Below are 23,305 nucleotides of genomic sequence, written 5' to 3' on the forward strand. Positions count from 1 at the left end.
AAAACTAACTTTATTTAAAGTTAGTTTTTTATTCGTTACCAACAAGATAAGACAATACAACGTAATTTTATAAAACCACTCATTTATGAAAATGAAGAACAATTACAACAAAAATTAGAAGCAGTTACATTTCCTGGGCAATATGGAGATAAAGTAAAACCTATTCATTGTCGCGTTAGTATTCATTTTGATGGTTCTTATCAATTTAATGGAAATGAATCTATTGAAGTATCAGGACGATTTGGGGAATCATACCAACCCCTCATTACATGGAGTCAAAATATCATCGCTGATGCCAATAAGGTGAATCAAATATGGCCAGAATTTAAAGTTGAAGGTGATGCTAAAATCCAATATACATTGAGATTGACGCCTGTTTATTCAACTGATCAACCAGTAGAAAAGCTAATATATGAACAAGACGATTTAGACGCCCCCATAGAACTACCTGCTCGTCCTTATCAAACATATGTGAGTGTATCAATCAAAGCTAAAGGTAAAGGAACATTATTTATAGGTGCTATTCATAAACGTTGGTCACGCTTGGAATTAGGGCAGTTCATATTAGGCGGAAAACGATATAGTGATGAAAATAAGCAAGAATTTATACATTACTTTCATCCTGGAGATTTAAAACCGCCACTCAATGTGTATTTTAGTGGGTATCGTACTGCTGAGGGCTTTGAAGGGTACTTTATGATGAAACGCATGAATGCTCCATTTATTTTAATAGCTGATCCTAGAATCGAAGGTGGTGCCTTTTACCTAGGGTCAGAGAATTATGAACAGGCAATCCGTAAGGTCATCCAAAATGCTTTGGATTATTTGGGATTTGCGAACAACCAATTAATTCTTTCAGGGTTATCAATGGGGTCATTTGGCGCACTTTATTACGCTACAAAATTAAATCCAGCGGCTGTTATTGTAGGAAAACCTTTGATAAATCTAGGTACTATTGCTAATAATATGAAACTCGTTCGTCCAAACGATTTTGGAACGTCACTAGATATTTTGCGATTGAATCAAAATGACATAACTAACAAAGATGTTGTTCAGTTAGATAATCATTTTTGGAAGCAAATTCAGCATAGTGATTTGTCAATGACAACATTTGCGATTGCTTACATGGAGCATGATGATTATGACAAATATGCATTTCAAGATTTATTGCCTGTTCTTACAAAACAACATGCACGTGTGATAAGTAAAAGAATTCCTGGTAGACATAACGATGATTCTGCTACTGTTACTCATTGGTTTATTAATTTTTATCATTTAATCATGGAAGAGCGATTTGGGAGGGTGACACATGCAAGAAGATAGGAAATTTGAAGTCAAATGGCGACTAGTTAATTCATCAACATTTATGTATGGTACAAAATTACGTTTTAATCAAGATAATATCTATTTTGAGAACCCTTTGATGCCATCCGGTACAATCATTCACAGTTGGTATATGTTAACTGATTTTGCAGAAGACCGTGTAAGCCCTAAGCTATCTATTTAAAAAAAGGGCACCAATATCAATTTCAATTTAATTTTGAAGTTGAACCTAAGGGTGCGGCTTATTTTAAAATGAAATTTTATCGTAAGAATAAAGAAATTCTTAGTCACCAAATTTTAAAAAATAAAAAAGAAAATATTGTCTATCCTAGAGAAGCATATTCATATGATTTAGAACTTATTAATGCTGGCATAAATCATTTATCTTTTCGCAATATAATTGTGCAAGAATTAAGAGAAGACAGTAATCAAGCTTACGAGACAACGAAATATATAGATCCTGAGAAAAAACTTAAAGTAATTAATCAAATAATAACCAATATAAGGACACATCATCTAGACACATCAAACTATCACAGGAGTGATATGAATGGCTAAAGGTGTCAACCAAATTATTAATAATATTAGGTTAAGAAAATTGCGTAAAATATTAAATCAAATTAATGCGTTGAGTGAGGAATTCTCAAATTTTAGTGATGAAGCACTTCAAGCGAAGACAAAAGAATTTAAAGTTTATTTAAATGATAATAAATCTTCACTCAATCACATTCTGCCACAAGCTTATGCCACAGTTAGAGAAGCTTCCAAGCGAGTTTTAGGTATGTATCCAAAAGATGTGCAGATTTTAGGAGCAATCGCTATGCATCAGGGGAATATTGCAGAAATGCAAACAGGAGAAGGTAAGACGCTTACTGCTACCATGCCTCTGTACTTAAATGCACTTACAGGTAAAGGTGCTTATCTAATCACAACAAATGATTACTTAGCAAAACGCGATTTTTTAGAAATGAAACCACTATATGAATGGCTAGGCTTGTCTGTATCATTAGGATTTGTGGACATTCCAGAATACGAATACGCTGAAAATGAAAAATATGAACTGTACCATCATGACATTGTTTACACGACTAATGGGCGACTAGGGTTTGATTATTTAATTGATAATTTAGCTGATGATATTCGTGCCAAATTTTTACCGAAATTAAACTTTGCTATTATTGATGAAGTCGATTCTATTATATTAGATGCTGCCCAAACGCCTTTAGTTATTTCTGGTGCGCCACGTGAACAATCTAATTTATTTCACATCGTTAAAACGTTTGTTGAAACACTTGAGAAAGATAAAGACTTCATAGTTAATTTTAATAAAAAAGAAGTGTGGCTCACTGATGAGGGCTCGGAAAAAGCAAACCATTATTTCAAAGTGAATAATATATACCAACAGCAATATTTTGATTTAGTGAGGATGATTCATTTATCGCTTAGAGCTAAGTATTTATTCAAATATAATTTAGACTATTTTATTTTTGATGGTGAGATTGTGCTTATAGATAGAATCACTGGTCGTATGCTACCTGGAACGAAGCTTCAGTCTGGTTTACATCAAGCTATAGAGGCTCTGGAAAATGTTGAAATTTCTCAAGATATGAGTGTGATGGCAACCATAACATTCCAAAATTTATTTAAACAATTTGATGAATTTTCAGGTATGACTGGAACAGGTAAATTAGGGGAAAAAGAATTCTTTGATTTATATTCAAAAGTTGTTATAGAGATTCCGACGCACAGTCCGATTGAACGTGATGATAGACCCGATAGAGTATTTGCTAATGGTGACAAAAAGAACGATGCAATTTTAAAGACAGTGATTGATATACATGAATCTCAACAACCTGTGTTACTAATTACACGTACTGCAGAAGCGGCAGAATATTTTTCAGCTGAGTTATTTAAACGTGATATACCTAACAATTTATTAATCGCTCAAAATGTAGCTAAAGAGGCACAAATGATTGCTGAGGCGGGACAATTATCTGCAGTTACTGTTGCTACAAGTATGGCAGGGCGTGGAACTGATATAAAGTTATCAAAAGAGGTTCATGATATCGGTGGCTTAGCAGTGATAATTAATGAACATATGGATAACAGTCGTGTTGACCGTCAATTAAGAGGGCGCTCAGGTCGCCAAGGAGATCCTGGATATTCACAGATTTTTGTATCACTTGATGATGATTTAGTAAAACGTTGGAGTAACTCTAACTTGGCAGAAAATAAAAATCTCCAAACGATGGATGCATCTAAACTAGAAAGTAGTGCACTCTTTAAAAAACGTGTAAAGTCAATTGTTAATAAAGCGCAACGTGTATCTGAAGAGACTGCTATGAAAAATAGAGAAATGGCAAATGAATTCGAAAAAAGTATTAGTGTTCAACGAGATAAAATTTATGCTGAACGTAATCACATACTTGAAGCAAGCGATTTTGATGATTTTAATTTTGAACAGCTTGCACGAGATGTGTTTACAAAAGACGTTAAAAATCTTGGCTTAAGTAGTGAACGTGCACTTGTGAATTATATATATGAAAACTTAAGTTTTATCTTTGATGAAGATGTATCAAATATTAATATGCAAAATGATGAAGAAATCATACAATTCTTAATACAACAATTTACTCAACAATTTAACAATCGTTTAGAAATTGCGACGGATTCATATTTAAAACTTCGTTTCATTCAAAAATCAATCTTGAAAGCGATAGATAGCGAATGGATTGAGCAAGTAGATAACTTACAACAACTTAAAGCCAGTGTAAACAATCGACAAAATGGACAGCGTAATGTCATTTTTGAATATCACAAAGTGGCTCTTGAAACGTATGAATATATGTCTGAAGATATAAAAAGGAAGATGGTTAGAAATTTATGTTTAAGTATTCTAACCTTTGATAAGGACGGAGATATGGTCATTCATTTCCCATAAACAAAGAGGTGTTAGACATGACGATTTATAATATCAATTTTGGAATCGGTTGGGCCAGTAGTGGTGTTGAATATGCACAAGTGTATCGAGCAAAACTATTAAGGCAATTACCTTATCCAACAAAATTTATATTTTTAGATTTTATTCAATCAGAAAATATTCAAACACTAACAAGCAACATAGGGTTTAAAGATGATGAAGTTATTTGGCTATATCAATACTTCACAGACGTAAAAATCGCTCCTACAACGTACACAGTTGATGATTTAATTTCAGAGTTAGGTAATGAGGTTACTCGAAAAGAACAAAACGGTAAAGTATTACGACTCTATTTAAATAATCAGCAAACATTCGTAACCTGCTATTTAAAAAATGCTAACGAACATTACGTTGATCGTGCGGAGTTTGTAGTGAATGGAATGTTAATTAGGAAAGATTTTTATAGCTATGTAAGAACATTCTCGGAGTATTATGCTCCTTTTGACAATAAAGCTAAAATATATATGCGTCAATTTTATAATGAAGATGGATCAATTGCATACCGCGAATATATAGATGAAGATGAACATGTTTTTGTGTTTGATGATGCACGTTTATACAGTAAACAAGCACTCGTCGCATACTTTATACGCCAATTGCGATTGGATTCAGATGATATCATTATTATTGATCGAGCAACTGATGTGGGACAAGCCATATTAGAAAACAAGGGATCCAGTAAAGTTGGCGTAGTCGTTCACGCTGAACATTTCAGTGAAGGGGCGACTGATGGGACTCACATTTTATGGAATAATTATTATGAGTATCAATTCGAAAATGCACAGTATATTGATTTCTTTATCACAGCGACAGATTTGCAAAGGCATACACTAAGTGAACAATTTAAACAATATAAGAATGATTGCCCACGTATACGTACAATTCCAGTAGGTAGTATAGAATCGTTACAATATCCTGAAAAAGAAAGAAAACCATATTCCATCATAACCGCATCACGTCTTGCTACCGAAAAACATGTTGATTGGATAGTGGAAGCTGTGATTAAAGCTAAACATCAGTTACCTCAATTGAGTTTTGATATCTACGGACAAGGAGAAGAACAAGAAAAAATTAAAAATATTATTATCAAACATCGTGCTGAGGATTACATACAAATTAAAGGACATAGAAATCTTCGTACAATATATCAGCAATATGAATTATTCATAGCTGCCTCACAAAGTGAAGGATTCGGCCTGACATTAATGGAAGCGGTTGGCTCAGGTTTAGGTATGATTGGATTTGATGTGAATTATGGCAGTCCGACATTTATTCGACATCATCAAAATGGCTATTTGATATCGATAGATTTTGAACAAGCGTCTACTGATGATATCACAACGCAAATCGCTCATATGATTATTCGATATTTTAAAGATGGTCCCATAAGGGCACATGAGGTATCGTATAACATTGCAGAATCATTTAAAACATCGCATATTGTTGATCTATGGAGACAACTCATTGAAGAGGTGCTATATGATTAATTTATTCGAAAATTATAATCAAGAAACACAGGAATTACATCACTCTCTTAAGCATGCTGGTTACAATCACTTTACGATTGTAATTAATGATGATGGTTTTTTACCTGATGATGTGACATCGCCGTATCGTTTTTTCGCAGCATATCAAATTTATGAAGATGATACCCCTGCTTTTTTTAATGATATTGATACGCCGCCTTTTTGGGAAATTAAAGGAGATGCGACAATGGCTACTATTACAGATATGGGTGAGCTTAGAGGTAAAATCTTTTATAAGGAACATTATAAGACACGTGTAGTTAGCCATGTAGAGTGGCTTGATTCAAAACAGCGTTTGCGTTCGGTTGATTATTATACAAAAGAAGGATTTAAATTTGCTGAAACAGTTTACGATTTGCTAGGTAATGCAATATTAAAAAAGTATATGACACGTGAAGGTAAAGAAGTGATTTATGAGAATTATGTAACTAACGATGTAGTTGTAGAATATGAAGGGAAATCTTATTTTTTTGAGTCATATACAGAGGGGATTAAATTTTACTTGAGTGAAATGGGTATTGAGATAAAAGAAGTTATATTTAATACTTTATCAACACCATTTTTAGCAATTTATCATTTACCGACATTGAAAAAAGGTATTTTATTTTGGCAAGAGCAATCTCATGGTTATATCCCAGGAAATATGAAAGTCATGTTATCACAAAACCTTCAAAGTCGCTTTGCCGTTATTGTTCCTAATCAAAATGAATATAAATTGATCAAAGAACAACTATCTAGAGAGGAACAACAGAAAGTATATGCATCTGGTTACTTATATGACATGTATAAACGGAATCAATATTCTAAGAATGTATTAACATTAACAAATTCAGATCAAATACCACATGTTGAAACGTTGATACGTTTGCATAAAGATTATCAATTTCACATAGGCGCTAAAACTGAGATGTCTTCAAAATTATTAAGTTTATCGCAATATGAAAATGTTAAATTATATCCAATAATTAAAGATCAAACAGTTCAAACCTTATATCAACAATGTGATATCTATTTAGACATTAATGAGGGGAACGAAATAGGGAATGCTGTAAGAAGCGCATATAATCATCAATTGTTAATTATGGGATATAAAGAGGTTGTTCATAACCAAGATTTCGTTGCAATAGAAAATCAGTTTCTTGTAAATGATATAAGTCAGTTGAGTAACGCTTTGAAAGAGATAGGAAATCATCGTGGTCAATTTGAAACACGTTTAGCACTACAACAACGTCATGCTAATGCTGTGCCGGTATCAACATTTAAATATGCATTAGTACAAGCATTAAGTGGTTAATCATTAGTATTTTTGTATCGAAACTTACAATATTGTAATTGTATTCCATATCACTTAAATGAATTCTCAGAATGTGTTTATATTTAAATTGAGGTGATTGATTGTATGGAAAATTTTGATAAAAGCTATCATGATAAAACGGATGATATGTTAGGGGCTTTAAGTTATCTAAGTGTATTTTTTGCACCTGTATTGTTTCCATTAATCGTATGGATTGTTGGACAACCACCAGCATCTACGTATTCAAGAAATGCATTATTTAACCATATATTGAGTTGGGTGTGTTTGGCATTAGGACTTATATCATTTGCTGCTGGACTATCCTTGATTGATTCGACAAATGGAGTTGCTGTACTAGTGATAGGAGTAATTATTGGAGGTATTCTACTTATCGCTTCGCTTGTATTATTTATTATTAATATTGTGAAGGGTATCAAATTATTGATGCCTTAGTAAGACAGAATGAACAGAGTAATCAAGTTAATAATATGGAACCTGATACATCAATCATATGTACAGGTTCTTTTCTTATTTGATTGTAATTGAATGAACTGAGAGACTTATTTTGAATTCTTTATTATTGAAAAGGGAGTTAACACATTTGTTTTAGGGAGTGAGGATATGGAAACGGTATATTTTGCTGGTGGATGTCTCTGGGGAACTCAAGCTTTTTTTAATACGATTCCAGGAGTTATTCAAACAGAAGCTGGAAGGGCAAATGGAACGTCGAAATGTTTAGATGCTCCTTATGATGGCTATGCCGAATGTGTGAAGATACACTTTGATCCTGCAAAAACTTCAATACATATGCTGCTGGATTATTTGTTTGAAATGATAAATCCTTATAGTTTAAATCAACAAGGTCAAGACAAGGGTCAAAAATATCGAACAGGCGTGTATAGTGAAAGTTCGAAGCATTTAAATGAAGCAAAAGACTACATTAAGCGCAGGGAAGACGCGAAACAAGTAATGGTCGAAGTACAACCTCTAAGTAATTATGTGAAGAGTGCAGAAGAACATCAGAATCATCTTGAGAAATTTCCGGAGGATTATTATTTATGTCATGTTCCTCCAGCATTGCTTAATAAATACAAGAAATAATCATTGTCGTATTCATCTAGACTGATGAATTGAATGCATTTTTTTTCGTTGATAGATAACATAAAAGAAGCGGTAATTCCTTGATAAGATTAATAAGGAAATTACCGCTGTTATTTTATTTAATATATATTTATATGTTGAAGTACTTATTTTTTACAAGAAAAAGTATCTAATAAGCTAAGTGTTGATAAACCTAATAAGTCTAAAGCATGTTGTGCACCTTTTTTACCATGCCCTGCTTCAAAATGTTTGTAAGCTGCAACACCAAGTACTGAAATTGCTGCAAGTGAGCCTAAGCGTGAAATATTTTTATTTAAAAAACTTGCAGCAAATAAACCAGCAGCTGCAGCTTCAACGCCACCTGCTAATTTAACTGAGTTTTCCGGTAAACCAAATGTATTAGTGAACGTATCAATCATACCTTGATCGCCTTTTAATTTAGGTTTACTTGCATCATATAATTCTTTAGCTAGTTTTAAATTTGTAGCATAACGTAAAATCATTAAAGATTCCTCCTATTTATCTGTAAATATGAATTCCTTCTAGACATCTCTTTTCCCTAAAATAAAAATTAAATGCACAATTTAACAGAAATGTTGTAATATACTAACGATTTAATCATAGGTTTGTGAAATATAGATAATAAAAGGTAATGGTAATCTTAAATTGAAGTAATCTGTATGTCAATTTTTCAGCTCTCATGTGTCTATAAAGAAATTAAATGTATACAAGTGTATTTATAATGTTTTAATTTTTCGTCAATTTAAATATCTCTTTAGGTATTTGAAACAACCTGTCATAATAATCGTATTGATTAAAATTTAGAAAGGAGTATGGAAATCGATGGAAGAAAGTAAAAACTATAATCTCATTACGACAATCATGTTTATTTCAGGTATCATTGTAATGGCAAGTTTATATACGGCTCTACCTCTTACAGCAACTTTCGCAGAAGACTTTCATGTTCCTGAATCTATAGCAACTTTAAACGGTGTTTTATTCTCATTAACATATTCAATCAGTTGTCTATTTTATGGAACGATTTCTGAAAAGTATGGCAGAATTAAAACTATTTTAGTAGGTATGAGTGCATTAGTTATCATCTGTCTGATGATAGGTATTGTTCATTCATTTACAGTGTTATTAATATTAAGAGCACTACAAGGCGTATTTGCTGCATCATTTTCTCCTGTAGTCATGACTTATACAACTGAAACTTATCCACGTGTGAAACGTGTAACAGCAATTAGTTTTATCAGTACAAGTTTTATGTTATCAGGTGTGTTAGGGCAAAATATGAGTGAATTAGTGGTAAGTTATTTGAATTGGCAGTGGGTATATTTTATTTTAACAATCCTATATTTAATTCTCGTATTAGTTATTTATAAAAATGTACCTGAGAGTCCACATAAAAATCCTGATATACAACTCTTTAAGTTTTTCAATAACTTTAAAGATTTCAAAGACAATCTTAAAGTTTTCTATTGTTTATTTATTTCACTAACATTATTGATTATGTTTATAAGTATGTATGATATTTTAAATGAATATGTCACATCACACCAAGTTGGGGGAGACATGTCTGTGTCCTCAATGATGAAATTGTTCGGTGTGATAGGCATGCTATTATCTCTATTTGCAGGGCGTTTAAGCAGTCGTATAGGTATGAAGCGCTTGATAACTATCGCATTAACAACATGTATTGTGTCGATCATACTCATGGGTGTGACTACGAATATTATACTTATTACAACATTTAGTGTGTTGTTTGTTGCAGGCATCGCATTTGCGATTCCTACTGTTATTTCAAAAGTAGGTGTAGTTGTTAAAAACAATCAAGGTTTCTTTTTATCTGTTAATACATTTGTATTATTCTTAGGAACAGCGATTGCACCTATTTTAATGTTATTTGTAGGCGAACTGTCTAACTTTTTCTTACAGTTTTTAATGATTGCTATTGTCGGACTGATTGCTTTAGTTGTATCAATATTTATGCCAGGTGACCAACGTTCTTGAAAATAGCTTCAAATGATAAAAGCAATATTGGTTGTTAAAAGTTATAAATATTATTTTTAACTTTTAACTATATTGAAATGATTGATAAATATTAGACAATGCTAAGTCAAGTTATGTAACCTTAAGTTGATAGAACGATTAACGATAGGAGTGGATATAAAATGAATTATTCACCAAAACAAGGTGTTAAAAGTCATGGATTGCCACATGATCCGTTCAAAAGTAGCACCGTACCTAGACCTATAGGTTGGATTTCTACAGTATCTAAAAAAGGTAAAGATAACTTGGCGCCGTACAGTCAATATCAAAATCTTACATGGGATCCCCCAATGGTAATGTTTGCGGCTAATCAGTCAGTGCTTGGCGATCATGAAAGAAAAGATACAGTTAAAAATGCGGAAGAAACTGGTTGGTTTGTATGGAATATGGCAACATATGATTTGCGTGAAGCAGTGAATTTATCATCCAAAGCATTACCTCCAGAAGATGATGAATTTGATTTTGCTGGTGTGACGAAAGAATCGTGTATCGAAGCTCCTGGAAGTAGGGTAAAGGAATCACCTGTTCATTTTGAATGTGAATACGTTCAAACAGTAAGAATTCCCACTGGAGACCCTGTTTCAACTGTGGATATAGTCATCGGTCGTGTAGCACAAGTGCATATTGACGATAAAGTAATTATGGACAACGGAAAATTAGACATTAAGTCAATCAGACCTATAGCACGTCTCGGTTATTATGATTACACGGTTGTCGATGAAATATTTGAAATGAAAGCACCTGCAGCGTCGAAAGAAGAATTGGCTGGACTAGAAGGTCGAAATTTTGACAACACTAATAAAGAATCATGATACATCAAAAAGAATGAAATCATTTTCATATTGAATTCGTCGTTCAGATTCATTAATGAGAACTAGAAATTTAAAAACTTGAAAAAGAGTATTTTAAATTTAACTGACAAAAGCCAATAGCTAAATATGCCTAGGACATTGATGTCCTAGGCTCTTTTAATAATTACAAAATTTTTAAATACTATGTTTTGTTATAGAGATGTTGGTATGTTTTACAGCTTTGAAAAAAGATCATACGTAGCCATTAACAAAGTGACCGATTAAACTTAAGAGTCCTACTAAAAAAAGGCATACACCGGGTATAAACATTTTTTCTTTAGCATCTATCGGTTTTGAATGATAGATAATTTGACTTAAAACGATAAGCACAACACCAATAATCATAGCGATGATTGATATGGTAAACATAAATAGTCCTCCTTCGGTGATGGGCAACTTTACATTTTATGAAGAAAAAATCTACTTACTTATACTATTACCATTTTAACCTTTTTATAGTTGTTTTAAAGTAAAATTTTTTAAAAAGTATGAAATTGATTTAAAAAAAGATATTTTGTTTATGAAAAGTAAATATAATGAGGGATTGAAAATGAAAAACAGTGATTGTGGAAGTATGAGAATATATAAAAAGAGTAGAATAGAATTCAATTTGAATTCATTATTCTACTCTTTAATCGTGTATAGAATTATTTGCAAAGAGTTAGTTGTACGATTACAAGTTTTATTGAGCTGTAACGTCTATCTGAACGTCAATATTACCACGTGTTGCTTTTGAGTATGGACAGAATTGATGTGCTTGCTCCACAAATTTCTCAGCATCTTGTTGGGACATATTTTCAAGTGTGACTTTAATATCTGCGCCAAGTTTAAAACCATTGTCAGTATCATCTTTAAGTAATTCAATAGTGATTTCAACTTCTGGGTTTGCATCACTTATTTTATTTTGAGATAAGATTAATGATAGCGCGCTATTAAAGCATGCACTATATCCAGCAGCAAATAATTGTTCAGGATTAGTATCGTTGCCTCCTTGACCACCCATTTCCTTAGGTGTTGCAAGGTTTTGAACAAATGTATTATCTGGACTAAAAACGCGACCATCACGTCCACCATTTGAAATCATTGTAGTTGAGTAAATAGAATTTGCCATTATAAAAACTCCTTGTTTTTGAATTACACTTAATTTAATATATTATTTAAATAATTATGTGTGTAAAGAAGTGTAATACCAAATTACTAATAATTACAAGAAATTTGTTTTTTAAATTTGTTATTTTAGGTTCATTATCTACAAATCTATGAAATTATGTATTATAATGTGATATGTATATTTTTGATTAAATCATGTAAATCTATTTAAAGAATAATACAGGTAACTTTATTAAAGGAGTATGTGTAAATGAAGAGAACAGATAAAATTGGTGTCTACCTCAAGCTGTCATGTTCTGCGTTGTTACTTAGTGGTTCGCTGGTTGGTTATGGCTTTACAAAAGATGCTTTTGCAGATTCAGAAAGTACATCATCAAATGTTGAAAATACTTCTAATAGTAACTCCATCGCTGACAAAATCCAACAAGCTAAAAATGATATTAAAGATTTGAAAGAACTTTCTGACGCAGATATCAAAAGTTTTGAAGAACGTTTAGATAAAGTCGATAATCAATCAAGCATTGACCGTATTATAAATGATGCAAAAGATAAAAATAATCACTTAGAATCGACAGACTCTAGTGCCACATCATCAAAAACTGAAGATGACGATACATCTGAAAAAGATAATGATGATATAACTAAAGACTTAGATAAAATTCTGTCAGATTTAGATTCAATTGCTAAAAATGTTGATAACCGTCAACAAGATGAAGGAAGTGTTTCTAAACCTAGCGACTCAACAACCGATGAAGAAGATGATTCAAATAATAAAGTACACGATACAAGTGCTAGTACACGTAATGCAACTACTGATGATTCTGAAGAGTCAGTTATTGATAAATTAGATAAAATCCAACAAGATTTTAAGTCTGACTCTAATAATAAGCCTTCTGAACAAAGCAATCAGCAAGCATCACCATCTAATAAAACAGAAAATAACAAAGAAGAATCTAGTACAACAACAAACCAATCTGATAGTGATAGTAAAGACGATAAAAGTAATGATGGTCGTCGCTCAACATTAGAACGTCTAGCATCAGATACTGATCAAATTAGGGATTCAAAAAATCAACATGTCACAGATGGAAAACAAGATATACAAGCAATTACACGTTCATTACAAGGTAGTGATAAGATTGAAAAAGCACTTGCTAAGGTACAAACTGACAATCAATCACTAGATTCTAATTATATAAATAATAAATTAATGAATTTAAGAGCACTAGATACAAAAGTAGAGGATAATAACACTTTATCTGATGATAAGAAACAAGCGCTTAAAAAAGAAATTGATAAAACTAAGCAAAGTATTGACCGACAAAGAAATATTATTATAGATCAACTCAATGGTGCTAGTAATAAAAAACAAGCAACCGAAGATATCTTAAATAGTGTTTTTAGCAAAAATGAAGTAGAAGATATAATGAAACGTATTAAAACAAATGGCCGAAGTAATGAAGATATCGCTAATCAAATTGCCAAGCAAATCGATGGTCTTGCATTAACTTCTAGTGATGATATTTTAAAATCAATGTTAGATCAATCTAAAGATAAAGAAAGTTTAATTAAACAACTGTTGACGACACGACTTGGTAATGATGAAGCAGATCGTATTGCCAAAAAATTGTTAAGCCAAAACTTGTCGAATTCTCAAATCGTAGAACAATTAAAACGTCATTTTAATAGTCAAGGAACAGCAACAGCTGATGATATATTGAATGGTGTGATTAATGATGCTAAAGACAAAAGACAAGCGATTGAAACAATATTACAAACCCGTATCAATAAAGACAAAGCTAAAATTATCGCTGATGTTATTGCGCGTGTACAAAAGGACAAATCAGATATCATGGATCTCATTCACTCTGCGATTGAAGGCAAGGCAAATGATTTATTAGATTTAGAAAAACGAGCAAAACAAGCTAAGAAAGACTTAGAATATATTTTAGATCCTATAAAGAATAGACCATCCTTGTTAGATCGTATTAACAAAGGTGTCGGTGATTCTAATTCAATATTTGATAGACCAAGTTTACTTGATAAACTTCACTCAAGAGGATCTATTCTTGATAAATTAGATCATTCGGCACCGGAGAATGGATTATCTTTAGATAATAAAGGTGGCCTTTTAAGTGATCTATTTGACGACGATGGTAATATTTCATTACCAGCGACAGGTGAAGTCATCAAACAACATTGGATGCCAGTGGCTGTTGTACTCATGTCATTAGGTGGGGCGCTCATCTTTATGGCTCGTAGAAAAAAACACCAAAATTAATTTGAAAATGATATATACTAATAGACATCATCAATCTTATGTGTAGTTAAACTATTACACAGTTAATGATTGAGTTGGTGCAACGCTTACTCAAAGTTTATAACAAGAGTCAGTATAAAAGAGTAGGACTAAGAATTTAAAATCAATTCTGTCCTACTCTTTTTTGACATGCAATAACGATCGTTATATATAATGAATAATATACTTTTAGAAATCACTTGAGAAAAATATAAAAATGGACTTTTTAATGTAAACTTACTCAAATATAGTTATTGAATATAAAATAAGCACAAAGATGCATTGTAAATTGGAATACATCTTTGTGCTATTATTTTGTGGGTAATACCTCAAATAATTTTAAATTTTTACTATTTACCTTTAATGTAATCTAAATCTTGAGCATCTTCTGCATCAATAGTTCTGAATGAAATGACACCTAATCCTTTAACATTTGATTCAGAAATAACAATTGAACCGTCGTCATTAACTTTTTCAACGAAAGCAACATGACCATACTGTGTATCAGCACCTAATTGTCCAGCTTCAAACACAACTGCAGTATGATTTTTAGGTGTGTGCGTTACCGTATAGCCTTCACTTTCAGCACGGTTATTCCAATTATGAGCATCACCTAAGTCACCAGAAATGGATGAATCAAATTGATTCATACGGTGGTACACATACCAAGTACATTGACCATGTGGGTAAGGTGATGTACCGGAAGTTTCAGTAAATGGTTTGAAGTCATTACCAGACACATCTGTACCTATTGATTTGTTGTATTTCTTCATGTTAGGCATTTTTTCTTTGTCAAAAGATGTTAAATGATAATGTTTAATAATACTATTTAATTTTTTAGAATAATTAGGATCTGTGGCGTATGAGCGTGACAGATGTGAAGTAGCATCTTTATATGATAGAGCTTCACTCTTCCAAGTTGGTTTATAAATTGACGGATTACCATCGATACCATGTTTGATTAAATCTGCATAATCTTCAAGAGATTGTTTAGTACTTGGGTATTTACGGAAACCTGCTTGGATACTAAACATATGATTACTGCTATCAGCTTCTAAAGTATTAAAGGTTACAGATTGTCCTTTGTAGTCACCTTTGATTCCAAACAAGTTATGATTTGGTGATTGTGCAAGTGAACTTTTTCCAGAGTCAGATTCTAAAATAGCTTGAGCAATCATAACTGATGCATATATATCTTGGTCTTTTCCAATCTGATGCGCATCTTTAGCAATTGATTGAATGAAATCACGTGTGTCTTGACTGTCAACAACATTAAATGAATCAGAAGATAAGTCACCATTGTCTAATTCAGGTAGTTGTTGGAAAAGACTTGTTGAACGTGTATTTGAGCGTTTAATGTCATCCTCGAATGATTGTGCAGGTTTTGATTGATGTTTTAATTCATCATCTGTTGGTAATTGTGGATTCTTGTCAGTATGATCACTTTGAGATGTTTTAGTGTGACTTGTATTCTTGCTTTTATTGTAATCTTTTTCTGTTTTCTTAGCATCCTGACTATATTCATCTAAAATAGAGTCTAATGCTGAATCTGTAATACTAGAATATTTCTTGTTACGTTCTGAGCTATCATCATTCGCTTGAGTTTGTTTTTGCTCAGAAGAAGATTGATTTTTGTTTGTATCTACGTCTTCGCTTTCTTGATCTTCTTTATCCATTTCTCCAAGTAAATCACTGACGTCAGAATCGGCTTGGTGGTTAGTTGTCTTTTCTTTTTCATTGTTTGATGGTACTTGATCTTGTTTAGCAGACGACTGTGAGTGATTTTGATGTTGTGATGGTTGTTTTGTCTGATCTGCTTGATCTACTTGATCTTTTTCGTCATTAGAAGAATGGTTTGTCTTTTGTGGCTGTTCGTAATCTGTTATATCAGAATCAAAATCAAATAAATTTTGGATGAGTGACGTTAAACTAAAACTATCTTCGTATTTATTCGGTTCCCAGTATTTAGAAAAATCTACTGACTGAGACTTAAAATTATCATAAAGTTGATCAACTAAATTATCATCTTTCATTTTATAGTTGCGATGTGTTGAGTCAGCTGATAATGATTTATTAGAGTCTTTGTCCTTGCTGTCAGAAGTGCTTTTTTTATCATCAGAATCGTGTTTAGAATCATCGTTGTTAAATTCATCTTTTTCAGATTGCTTTGATGTTTCTTTTTGTGCGTGATGTTGTTCCATTTTCTCTGAACTTGTATTTTTATTAGATGAATCTTCAGCAAAAGCTGTTTGTGTAGCGAAGGTTGGCGTGATAAGCGCCGTAGATAGTAAATATACTAAAAATTTATTTTTCTTCATCTTAGTGTGTGCTCCCTTAAAAATTATTTTTAGTTATTGTCATAACAAATGAGAATTTGATATAATTTATCTTATGATTTATAAAGTTGACAAGTATCAACAAAAATGAATTACGCCTTAATACAAATATTATACTAATCAACATTAGAAAAATAAATCCATTTAATCAAATTTTAATATAATATGTGTATCATCTTTACGTAAGCAAAAAAATATGCACATTTAAGTAATCATCTGTACGGAAATGTATTACAATAAAAAAGAATAATGATAATTAGGAGTGTGAAAATGAAAAACGCACTAAAACTTTTTATCACGGATTTAAAAAGAGTTGCTAAAACACCAGGTGTATGGGTCATCTTAGCTGGTTTAGCAATTCTTCCTTCATTCTATGCATGGTTTAACCTCTGGGCTATGTGGGATCCGTATGGTCATACAGGACATATCAAAGTTGCCGTAGTGAATGAAGACCAAGGTGAAAAAGTTCGTGGTAAGAATATTAATGTAGGAAATAAAATGGTCAAAACTTTAAAGAAGAATGATAGTTTTGACTGGCAATTTGTGAGTAGAGAAAAAGCTGACCATGAAATTAAGATGGGAAAATATTATGCAGGTATTTATATACCGAAGAAATTTACACATGAAATCACTGGCACTTTAAGAAAACATCCTCAAAAGGCGGATATAGATTTTAAAGTAAATCAGAAGATTAATGCCGTAGCAGCTAAGTTAACCGATACGGGATCGTCGTTTGTGATTGATAAAGCAAATAAACAATTTAACAAAACCGTAGCAACCGCTTTACTTTCTGAAGCTAATAAAGTCGGACTATCAATTGAAGATAATGTACCTACAATCAATAAAATTAAGAGTGCTGTATATCAAGCTAATAATTCATTGCCTAAAATTAATCAATTTGCAGACAAGATTATTGAACTAAATAAACATCAAGACGATTTGGATGCTTATGCTAATCAATTTAGAAGTTTAGGGAAGTATAAAGGGAATGTATTAGATGCTCAAGAAAAACTTAATGCTGTTAATTCGTCTATTCCGGCGCTTAATGAAAGGGCTAAGTTGATTCTTGCACTTGATAGCTACATGCCTAATATTGAAAGAATTTTAAATGTTGCTGCTAATGATGTTCCAGCACAATTCCCTAGAATCAATAGAGGTGTTGATATTGCAAGTGAAGGTATTGATGCAGCGAGCGGTCAGTTAAATGATGCAAAAGGTTATTTGACTCAAGCTAAAGCGAGAGTGGGAGACTATCAAGAATCAGCGGGTCGCGCTCAAGATGTGAACAACCAAGCAAATCAAAATTTAAGAAATCAAGCATCAACTACACCCCAAAGCGCTATAAAATCATCTCATTCGGAAGGGAAGAGTCATTCAAACATTAAAACAGTACCTGTGAGTCAATCAGGTGAGAATCAACCCGTATACAGTGATAACATTTTATCTAACAGTGATGTAAAATCAATGAATACAGCTTTAACAGAAGCTTTATTATCATTATCTAATCAAACAGATCAACAAGCACAAGCTACCCAACAAGACATTAAGTCATTAAAAAATATAGCATATGGTGTCATCGCTTCAGATAAACCATCAGAGTTTAAAGAACCATTAAAAAATATAAAATCACGCTTAGAAAACGCATCTAAGTATAATCAACAATTTATAGATATCTTGTCAGAGTTGGAAAAAAGTGAACATGTTGATTTATCTAATGAAATTAAGCAAGTGAAAGAAGCAAACAATAGCATTAATGATAATTTAAAAAGTACCAATCAATTAATAGATGCATTGTCAAATGGTAGCTCTGGACAATTAGAAGCAGTCAATGTATTACGTGACTTACCTAACTTAAATAAAAGGTTAGATACATTACGAAATTACATTAAAAAAGAACTTAATCGTAATTTACTAGCTGTTTCTAATGAGATTACTGATCAACTTAATAAAGGTCAAAATACATTATCAACAATCCAGTCTAAATTAAATACTATTAACCGAGTGATTAACGCTGGTCAAGATATTTTAAATAGCGGTAAAAAGAGAATTGATACGATTCAAACTGCATTGCCAGCAATCGAAAACGCATATATAAATGCAATGCGAACTGCACAGGCTTACTTCCCAACAGCTAAAAAAGATGTCGCGAAAGCCGCAGACTTTGTACGTAATGACTTGCCTGGATTAGAGAGAGAATTAGCTAATGTAACACAGTCTGTAAACCAAAAAATACCATCTTTATTTAGCCGTTATGATAATGCTGTAGATTTATTAAACGAGAAACAGCCTCAAGCTAAAGAAGCACTTGCTTCGCTTGCCGATTTCTCAGAAAATAAATTGCCAGATGTTGAGAAAGACTTGAAAAAAGCAAATAAAATCTTCAAAAAGTTAGATAAAGATGATGCTGTAGATAAGTTAATAGATACACTGAAAAATGATTTGAAGAAACAGGCGGATATTGTTGCTAACCCTATTAATAAAAAAACGACAGATGTGTTCCCAGTAAAAGATTATGGTTCTGGTATGACGCCATTCTATACTGCATTGTCTATTTGGGTTGGAGGATTATTAATGGTTAGCTTATTATCTGTGGATAACAAACACGAACACTTACAACCTATTATGACGAAGAGACAAGTGTATCTTGGTAAATCTGGTTTCTTTTTCTTATTAGGTATCATACAGGCATTAATAGTATCTATCGGTGATTTAGTTATCCTTAAAGCATCGATAGAATCACCGATATTATTTGTCTCTGTTGCCGTGTTTAGTTCACTCGTATTTAACTCGATCATTTACACATCTGTATCATTGTTAGGTAACCCTGGTAAGGCTGTTGCTATTATCTTACTTGTGTTACAAATTGCTGGTGGAGGAGGTACATTCCCAATTCAAACAACGCCAGAATTCTTCCAAGCGATATCTCCATATTTACCATTCACGTATTCTATCGACGCATTACGTGAAACAGTTGGAGGTATAGTTCCAGAGATACTGATTACGAAAGTGATTATTTTAGGTTTATTCGGAATTGGATTCATGGTTGTAGGTTATTGCTTGAAACCTGTGACTGACCCTATTATCCGTAAAATTGCTGAAAAAGCTGACGAAAGTAAAGTAACTGAATAAAGATCAACGATTTTACTTAATTAATGTCAGAACAGTATGATTTAAAATGATACTTACAGGAAAACATGTTGTATTGTTCTTATCTTAGAAAGATAAGTTAAAAAACGGTTATTCACCTTAACAGAAGGTGGATAACCGTTTTTGTTTATCCTAAGTTTAACAGTGACAGATTTTATTGCTATAGAAACAGGCACAGTTGTAATTATCGATGCTTCTCTTATATGAAAGAAAAATCTATGATTAAGTCAGTTCAAGTAACATGATGTTTTATTCAATTGATTTAAATTAAAAATTGATGCAACACGTTTATTTAAGATGCCTCATCTTTACTAAAACTGACTATTATATCCATATTACCAACAAAGTTAATATATTGATCTTCAGAAGTTAAAATAAAATGATCACCCTTATCGATTTTATATACTTCGTTATTGATTGAAACTTGCCCGTGGCCGTTAATCATTGACACTAAGCAATAAGTGTGTGGTTTTTGAAAATCTAATATGTCTTTGATAGACCATTCTTCAACCGTAAAGAAATGATTAGCAACAAATTGAGTGTATTGATTGCCATTTATCATTTCAGTCTTAGGTGTTGTATTAGGTTCAGTTGTAGTGATATCAATAACATCTTTACTTTGGTTTAAATGTAATTCACGCGTATGACCATTTTTATCTTTTCGGTCATAATCGTATATACGATATGTTGTATCTGAGGATTGTTGGGTTTCCAAAATGAGTATTCCGGAACCAATAGCATGAACTGTACCGGCTGGTACATAAAAGAAGTCACCCGGCTTAACAGGTACATGTTTAAATAAATAGTCGAATTCATGATGATCAATCATATGTTCAAGTTCATTTTTACTTGTAGCATTAACACCATAGATAATTTCAGCACCAGGTTGAGCGTCTAAAATATACCAACATTCAGTTTTACCGTATTCGCCTTCATGTTTAAGTGCATATTCATCATCAGGATGTACTTGTACTGACAAACGATCATGTGCATCTAGAATTTTAGTGAGGAGTGGAAAATCTTTACGTGAGTCATTTCCGAAAAGTGCTTTATCCTCGTCCCAAACTTGTTTTAAAGATTTCCCCTTATGTTTTCCGTTAAGAATTGTGTTGGGACCGTTTTTATGTGCGGAAATTGCCCAGCATTCACCCGTAGAATTATTCGGAATATCGTAACCAAATTGAGTGAGATTGGTGCCACCCCATAAACGTTCTTGAAATACGGGTTGAAGAAAAAGTACCATTTGTCATACGCTCCTTTATATCTCTTTTAAGATATTAAATATTTCATCACGACTTTGAGCATGAATTAACTCATCACGCGTATTATCTTTCATGAGCGTTCGTGATAAACGTTGTAGCAGTTTTAAATGTGTATCGTTATTATCATTGGGAACAGCTATAAGGAAAATGAGCTGAGGATTTGATTCATCTAGACTTTCCCACTCTACACCTGCTTTATGATTTAATACAGCGACGATAGGACGTTTAACTGCATGAGATTTAGCATGTGGTATTGCAACGTTCATTCCGATAGCAGTTGTTGACTCAGCTTCTCGTTTAAGGATTGCGGTTCTTACCTCTTCTATATTCGTAATGTAATGACGATGGCATAACTTTGTAAGTAATCTATCAATCGCTTGATCTCTTGTCATTGGTTCCTTGGTAATTTCAATGAGTGATTTATCGAACACTATATGATGTGAGGATTGTGTAGTGTGATTAGTAGATTGGTCATCAGAAAATACATTGTCAGTTCCAACAGAAGTATCATTTCCACTACTGCTTTTTGTTGTAGCAGGGGTGTGACGTTTAAATAACAAGACTGTCAACATGGTTGCTAGACTTCCGACAATAACAGCTACAAAGAACCATAAAATGTTACTGATTCCACCTAGTACAGCGACAATAGGACCTCCGTGAGCAACTTTATCACCGACACCTCCAATGGCCGCTATCACTGAAGCAATCATTGCACCAATCATATTAGCTGGAATGATTCTTAGAGGATCTTGTGCAGCAAAAGGGATTGCTCCCTCAGTGATACCAAATAATCCCATCGTAAATGATGCCTTACCCATTTCTTGTTCTGCTTTATTAAATTGGTGTTTACGAACAAACGTTGCTAAACCTAAACCAATCGGTGGTGTACATACTGCAACAGCCACCATTCCCATCACAGTGTAGTTGCCTTCAGCAATTAATGCAGAACCGAATAAGAATGCTACTTTGTTAACTGGACCTCCCATATCAAAAGCAATCATCGCGCCAATAATAAGAGCAAGAATAATGATGTTAGCCCCTTGCATTCCTTTTAACCATGATGTTAATGCACCAAAAATATTCGAAATTGGTGCGCCTATTACAAATATAAAAATGAGACCAACTATTAATGAAGATAGAATAGGTATAATAATGATAGGCATAATAGGGGCCATAGCTTTAGGAACTTTAATCTGTTTAATCCATTTTGCAATATAGCCCGCTAAGAAACCTGCGACGATACCACCAAGGAAACCGGCTCCTGCTTCACTTCCATATAAACTACCATCTGCAGCAATGGCACCACCAATCATACCTGGAACAAGACCAGGTTTATCAGCAATACTCACCGCGATATAACCTGCAAGGATGGGAACCATAAATTTAAACGATAAACTACCAATATTTTCAATAGATTTCCAAAATGAATCTTCGGGGATAACTAATCCTTTTGGAGTGGTGTGTCCTCCAAGAGTTAAGGCAATAGCTATGAGTAAACCGCCAACGACGATAAATGGCACCATGAAGGATACACCATTCATTAAATGCTGATACACCATTTGAATATTACTTTTATGAGATTCTTCCTGGTCTCTAGACATATTTGTAGAAATATTTTGATCATGGTAAATTTGTGCATCTTGGTCAATCACACGCTGTATTAATTCCTTAGGTCTATGAATACCTTCACGTACACTTTCATTGATGAGAGGTTTACCATTAAATCTTGATAAATCTACCTGTCTATCGGCAGCAATGATGATTCCATCAGCTTCTTTGATTTCTTTAGAAGTGAGCACATTTTCTGCTCCGAGGCCTCCTTGAGTTTCAACCTTAATATCAACGCCCATATCTTTTGCCGCTTGTTCTAATTTTTCTTGAGCCATATATGTATGAGCAATTCCATTTGGACATGATGTAACTGCAAGTATTTTCATAGTATGCACGCTCCTTTTCCTAACAATAATTGTAAACGCATACATTTAAGCATAAAAAAGAATAATTGCCGTCAATAGTGGCAA

15 protein-coding genes and 2 pseudogenes are annotated in these 23,305 nt (G+C 32.9%); 11 read left to right on the top strand and 6 right to left on the bottom strand.

Annotation, left to right across the window (positions count from 1 at the left end):
* Positions 1-33: 33 nt before the first annotated feature.
* The 7 genes and pseudogenes from asp2 to HMPREF3241_RS03285 all read left to right on the top strand — a co-directional run.
* Positions 34-1,323, top strand: a pseudogene (gene asp2 / locus HMPREF3241_RS03255) (accessory Sec system protein Asp2); the annotation flags it as partial.
* Positions 1,310-1,881: pseudogene (gene asp3, locus HMPREF3241_RS03260) on the top strand (accessory Sec system protein Asp3). The pseudogenes asp2 and asp3, both read left to right, overlap by 14 nt.
* Positions 1,874-4,264, top strand: a complete 2,391-nt coding sequence (gene secA2 / locus HMPREF3241_RS03265) for an accessory Sec system translocase SecA2 (RefSeq protein WP_002476086.1) — start codon at positions 1,874-1,876, stop codon at positions 4,262-4,264. The pseudogene asp3 and the gene secA2 overlap by 8 nt, the downstream one beginning before the upstream one ends.
* 17 nt (positions 4,265-4,281) lie before the next feature.
* Positions 4,282-5,790 (top strand): accessory Sec system glycosyltransferase GtfA, encoded by a 1,509-nt coding sequence (gtfA, locus tag HMPREF3241_RS03270; RefSeq protein ID WP_002446937.1) that lies wholly within the window; start codon positions 4,282-4,284, stop codon positions 5,788-5,790.
* Positions 5,783-7,123 (top strand): accessory Sec system glycosylation chaperone GtfB, encoded by a 1,341-nt coding sequence (gene gtfB, locus HMPREF3241_RS03275; protein ID WP_070853446.1) that lies wholly within the window; start codon positions 5,783-5,785, stop codon positions 7,121-7,123. Before gtfA ends, gtfB begins: the two co-directional genes overlap by 8 nt.
* Before the next feature lie 105 nt (positions 7,124-7,228).
* Positions 7,229-7,576 carry a magnetosome magnetite crystal formation protein family gene (locus HMPREF3241_RS03280; protein ID WP_002446939.1) on the top strand — a complete coding sequence of 116 codons (348 nt, stop codon included), beginning with the start codon at positions 7,229-7,231 and terminating at the stop codon, positions 7,574-7,576.
* A 168-nt stretch (positions 7,577-7,744) separates the two neighbouring features.
* A complete protein-coding gene (locus HMPREF3241_RS03285; protein WP_002446940.1) occupies positions 7,745-8,224 on the top strand; it encodes a peptide-methionine (S)-S-oxide reductase in 480 nt (159 codons plus the stop codon).
* Positions 8,225-8,370: 146 nt separating this feature from the next.
* On the opposite strand, the gene HMPREF3241_RS03290 is transcribed toward HMPREF3241_RS03285, so the two are convergent.
* Complete coding sequence (locus tag HMPREF3241_RS03290) at positions 8,371-8,727, bottom strand: hypothetical protein (protein WP_002446941.1); 357 nt, start codon at positions 8,725-8,727, stop codon at positions 8,371-8,373.
* A 340-nt stretch (positions 8,728-9,067) separates the two neighbouring features.
* Here HMPREF3241_RS03290 and HMPREF3241_RS03295 point away from each other — a divergent pair, with 340 nt between their 5' ends.
* Positions 9,068-10,240 (top strand): MFS transporter, encoded by a 1,173-nt coding sequence (locus HMPREF3241_RS03295; RefSeq protein WP_002446942.1) that lies wholly within the window; start codon positions 9,068-9,070, stop codon positions 10,238-10,240.
* A 161-nt stretch (positions 10,241-10,401) separates the two neighbouring features.
* Entirely contained in the window at positions 10,402-11,091 is a 690-nt protein-coding gene (locus HMPREF3241_RS03300; RefSeq protein WP_002446943.1) for a flavin reductase family protein, read from the top strand.
* 231 nt (positions 11,092-11,322) lie between these two features.
* Here the strand turns inward: HMPREF3241_RS03300 and HMPREF3241_RS03305 are convergent, their stop codons facing one another.
* Positions 11,323-11,499, bottom strand: a complete 177-nt coding sequence (locus tag HMPREF3241_RS03305) for a hypothetical protein (protein ID WP_001831885.1) — start codon at positions 11,497-11,499, stop codon at positions 11,323-11,325.
* Between the two features lie 313 nt (positions 11,500-11,812).
* Positions 11,813-12,241, bottom strand: a complete 429-nt coding sequence (locus HMPREF3241_RS03310; RefSeq protein WP_002446944.1) for an organic hydroperoxide resistance protein — start codon at positions 12,239-12,241, stop codon at positions 11,813-11,815.
* Positions 12,242-12,490: 249 nt separating this feature from the next.
* Here HMPREF3241_RS03310 and HMPREF3241_RS03315 point away from each other — a divergent pair, with 249 nt between their 5' ends.
* Positions 12,491-14,521: an LPXTG cell wall anchor domain-containing protein gene (locus HMPREF3241_RS03315; protein WP_002490902.1), complete on the top strand. Its 2,031-nt coding sequence runs from the start codon at positions 12,491-12,493 to the stop codon at positions 14,519-14,521.
* 368 nt (positions 14,522-14,889) lie between these two features.
* Here HMPREF3241_RS03315 and HMPREF3241_RS03320 read toward each other — a convergent pair whose 3' ends face one another.
* Positions 14,890-16,857 (bottom strand): amidase domain-containing protein, encoded by a 1,968-nt coding sequence (locus HMPREF3241_RS03320; RefSeq protein WP_070853447.1) that lies wholly within the window; start codon positions 16,855-16,857, stop codon positions 14,890-14,892.
* 288 nt (positions 16,858-17,145) lie between these two features.
* Here HMPREF3241_RS03320 and HMPREF3241_RS03325 point away from each other — a divergent pair, with 288 nt between their 5' ends.
* A complete protein-coding gene (locus tag HMPREF3241_RS03325) occupies positions 17,146-20,004 on the top strand; it encodes a YhgE/Pip domain-containing protein (RefSeq protein ID WP_070853448.1) in 2,859 nt (952 codons plus the stop codon).
* Between the two features lie 310 nt (positions 20,005-20,314).
* Here the strand turns inward: HMPREF3241_RS03325 and manA are convergent, their stop codons facing one another.
* Both manA and HMPREF3241_RS03335 read right to left on the bottom strand, forming a co-directional pair.
* Positions 20,315-21,265, bottom strand: coding sequence for a mannose-6-phosphate isomerase, class I (gene manA, locus HMPREF3241_RS03330; RefSeq protein ID WP_002476080.1), 951 nt, complete (start codon positions 21,263-21,265; stop codon positions 20,315-20,317).
* 15 nt (positions 21,266-21,280) lie between these two features.
* Entirely contained in the window at positions 21,281-23,221 is a 1,941-nt protein-coding gene (locus HMPREF3241_RS03335; protein ID WP_070853449.1) for a fructose-specific PTS transporter subunit EIIC, read from the bottom strand.
* Positions 23,222-23,305: the final 84 nt, after the last annotated feature.

The sequence above is a fragment of the Staphylococcus sp. HMSC34G04 genome, assembly GCF_001838765.1.
In the GTDB taxonomy this organism is placed as follows: domain Bacteria; phylum Bacillota; class Bacilli; order Staphylococcales; family Staphylococcaceae; genus Staphylococcus; species Staphylococcus epidermidis.

What these genes read in the sequence shown, in the direction of transcription:
- secA2 (WP_002476086.1), top strand. Translation starts at nt 1,874, where the DNA reads ATGGCTAAAGGTGTCAACCAAATTATTAATAATATTAGGTTAAGAAAA.
- HMPREF3241_RS03325 (WP_070853448.1), top strand. Translation starts at nt 17,146, where the DNA reads ATGAAAAACGCACTAAAACTTTTTATCACGGATTTAAAAAGAGTTGCT.
- HMPREF3241_RS03290 (WP_002446941.1), bottom strand. Translation starts at nt 8,727, where the DNA reads ATGATTTTACGTTATGCTACAAATTTAAAACTAGCTAAAGAATTATAT.
- HMPREF3241_RS03335 (WP_070853449.1), bottom strand. Translation starts at nt 23,221, where the DNA reads ATGAAAATACTTGCAGTTACATCATGTCCAAATGGAATTGCTCATACA.
- HMPREF3241_RS03280 (WP_002446939.1), top strand. Translation starts at nt 7,229, where the DNA reads ATGGAAAATTTTGATAAAAGCTATCATGATAAAACGGATGATATGTTA.
- HMPREF3241_RS03285 (WP_002446940.1), top strand. Translation starts at nt 7,745, where the DNA reads ATGGAAACGGTATATTTTGCTGGTGGATGTCTCTGGGGAACTCAAGCT.
- HMPREF3241_RS03300 (WP_002446943.1), top strand. Translation starts at nt 10,402, where the DNA reads ATGAATTATTCACCAAAACAAGGTGTTAAAAGTCATGGATTGCCACAT.
- manA (WP_002476080.1), bottom strand. Translation starts at nt 21,265, where the DNA reads ATGGTACTTTTTCTTCAACCCGTATTTCAAGAACGTTTATGGGGTGGC.
- gtfA (WP_002446937.1), top strand. Translation starts at nt 4,282, where the DNA reads ATGACGATTTATAATATCAATTTTGGAATCGGTTGGGCCAGTAGTGGT.
- HMPREF3241_RS03310 (WP_002446944.1), bottom strand. Translation starts at nt 12,241, where the DNA reads ATGGCAAATTCTATTTACTCAACTACAATGATTTCAAATGGTGGACGT.
- HMPREF3241_RS03295 (WP_002446942.1), top strand. Translation starts at nt 9,068, where the DNA reads ATGGAAGAAAGTAAAAACTATAATCTCATTACGACAATCATGTTTATT.
- HMPREF3241_RS03315 (WP_002490902.1), top strand. Translation starts at nt 12,491, where the DNA reads ATGAAGAGAACAGATAAAATTGGTGTCTACCTCAAGCTGTCATGTTCT.
- gtfB (WP_070853446.1), top strand. Translation starts at nt 5,783, where the DNA reads ATGATTAATTTATTCGAAAATTATAATCAAGAAACACAGGAATTACAT.
- HMPREF3241_RS03305 (WP_001831885.1), bottom strand. Translation starts at nt 11,499, where the DNA reads ATGTTTACCATATCAATCATCGCTATGATTATTGGTGTTGTGCTTATC.
- HMPREF3241_RS03320 (WP_070853447.1), bottom strand. Translation starts at nt 16,857, where the DNA reads ATGAAGAAAAATAAATTTTTAGTATATTTACTATCTACGGCGCTTATC.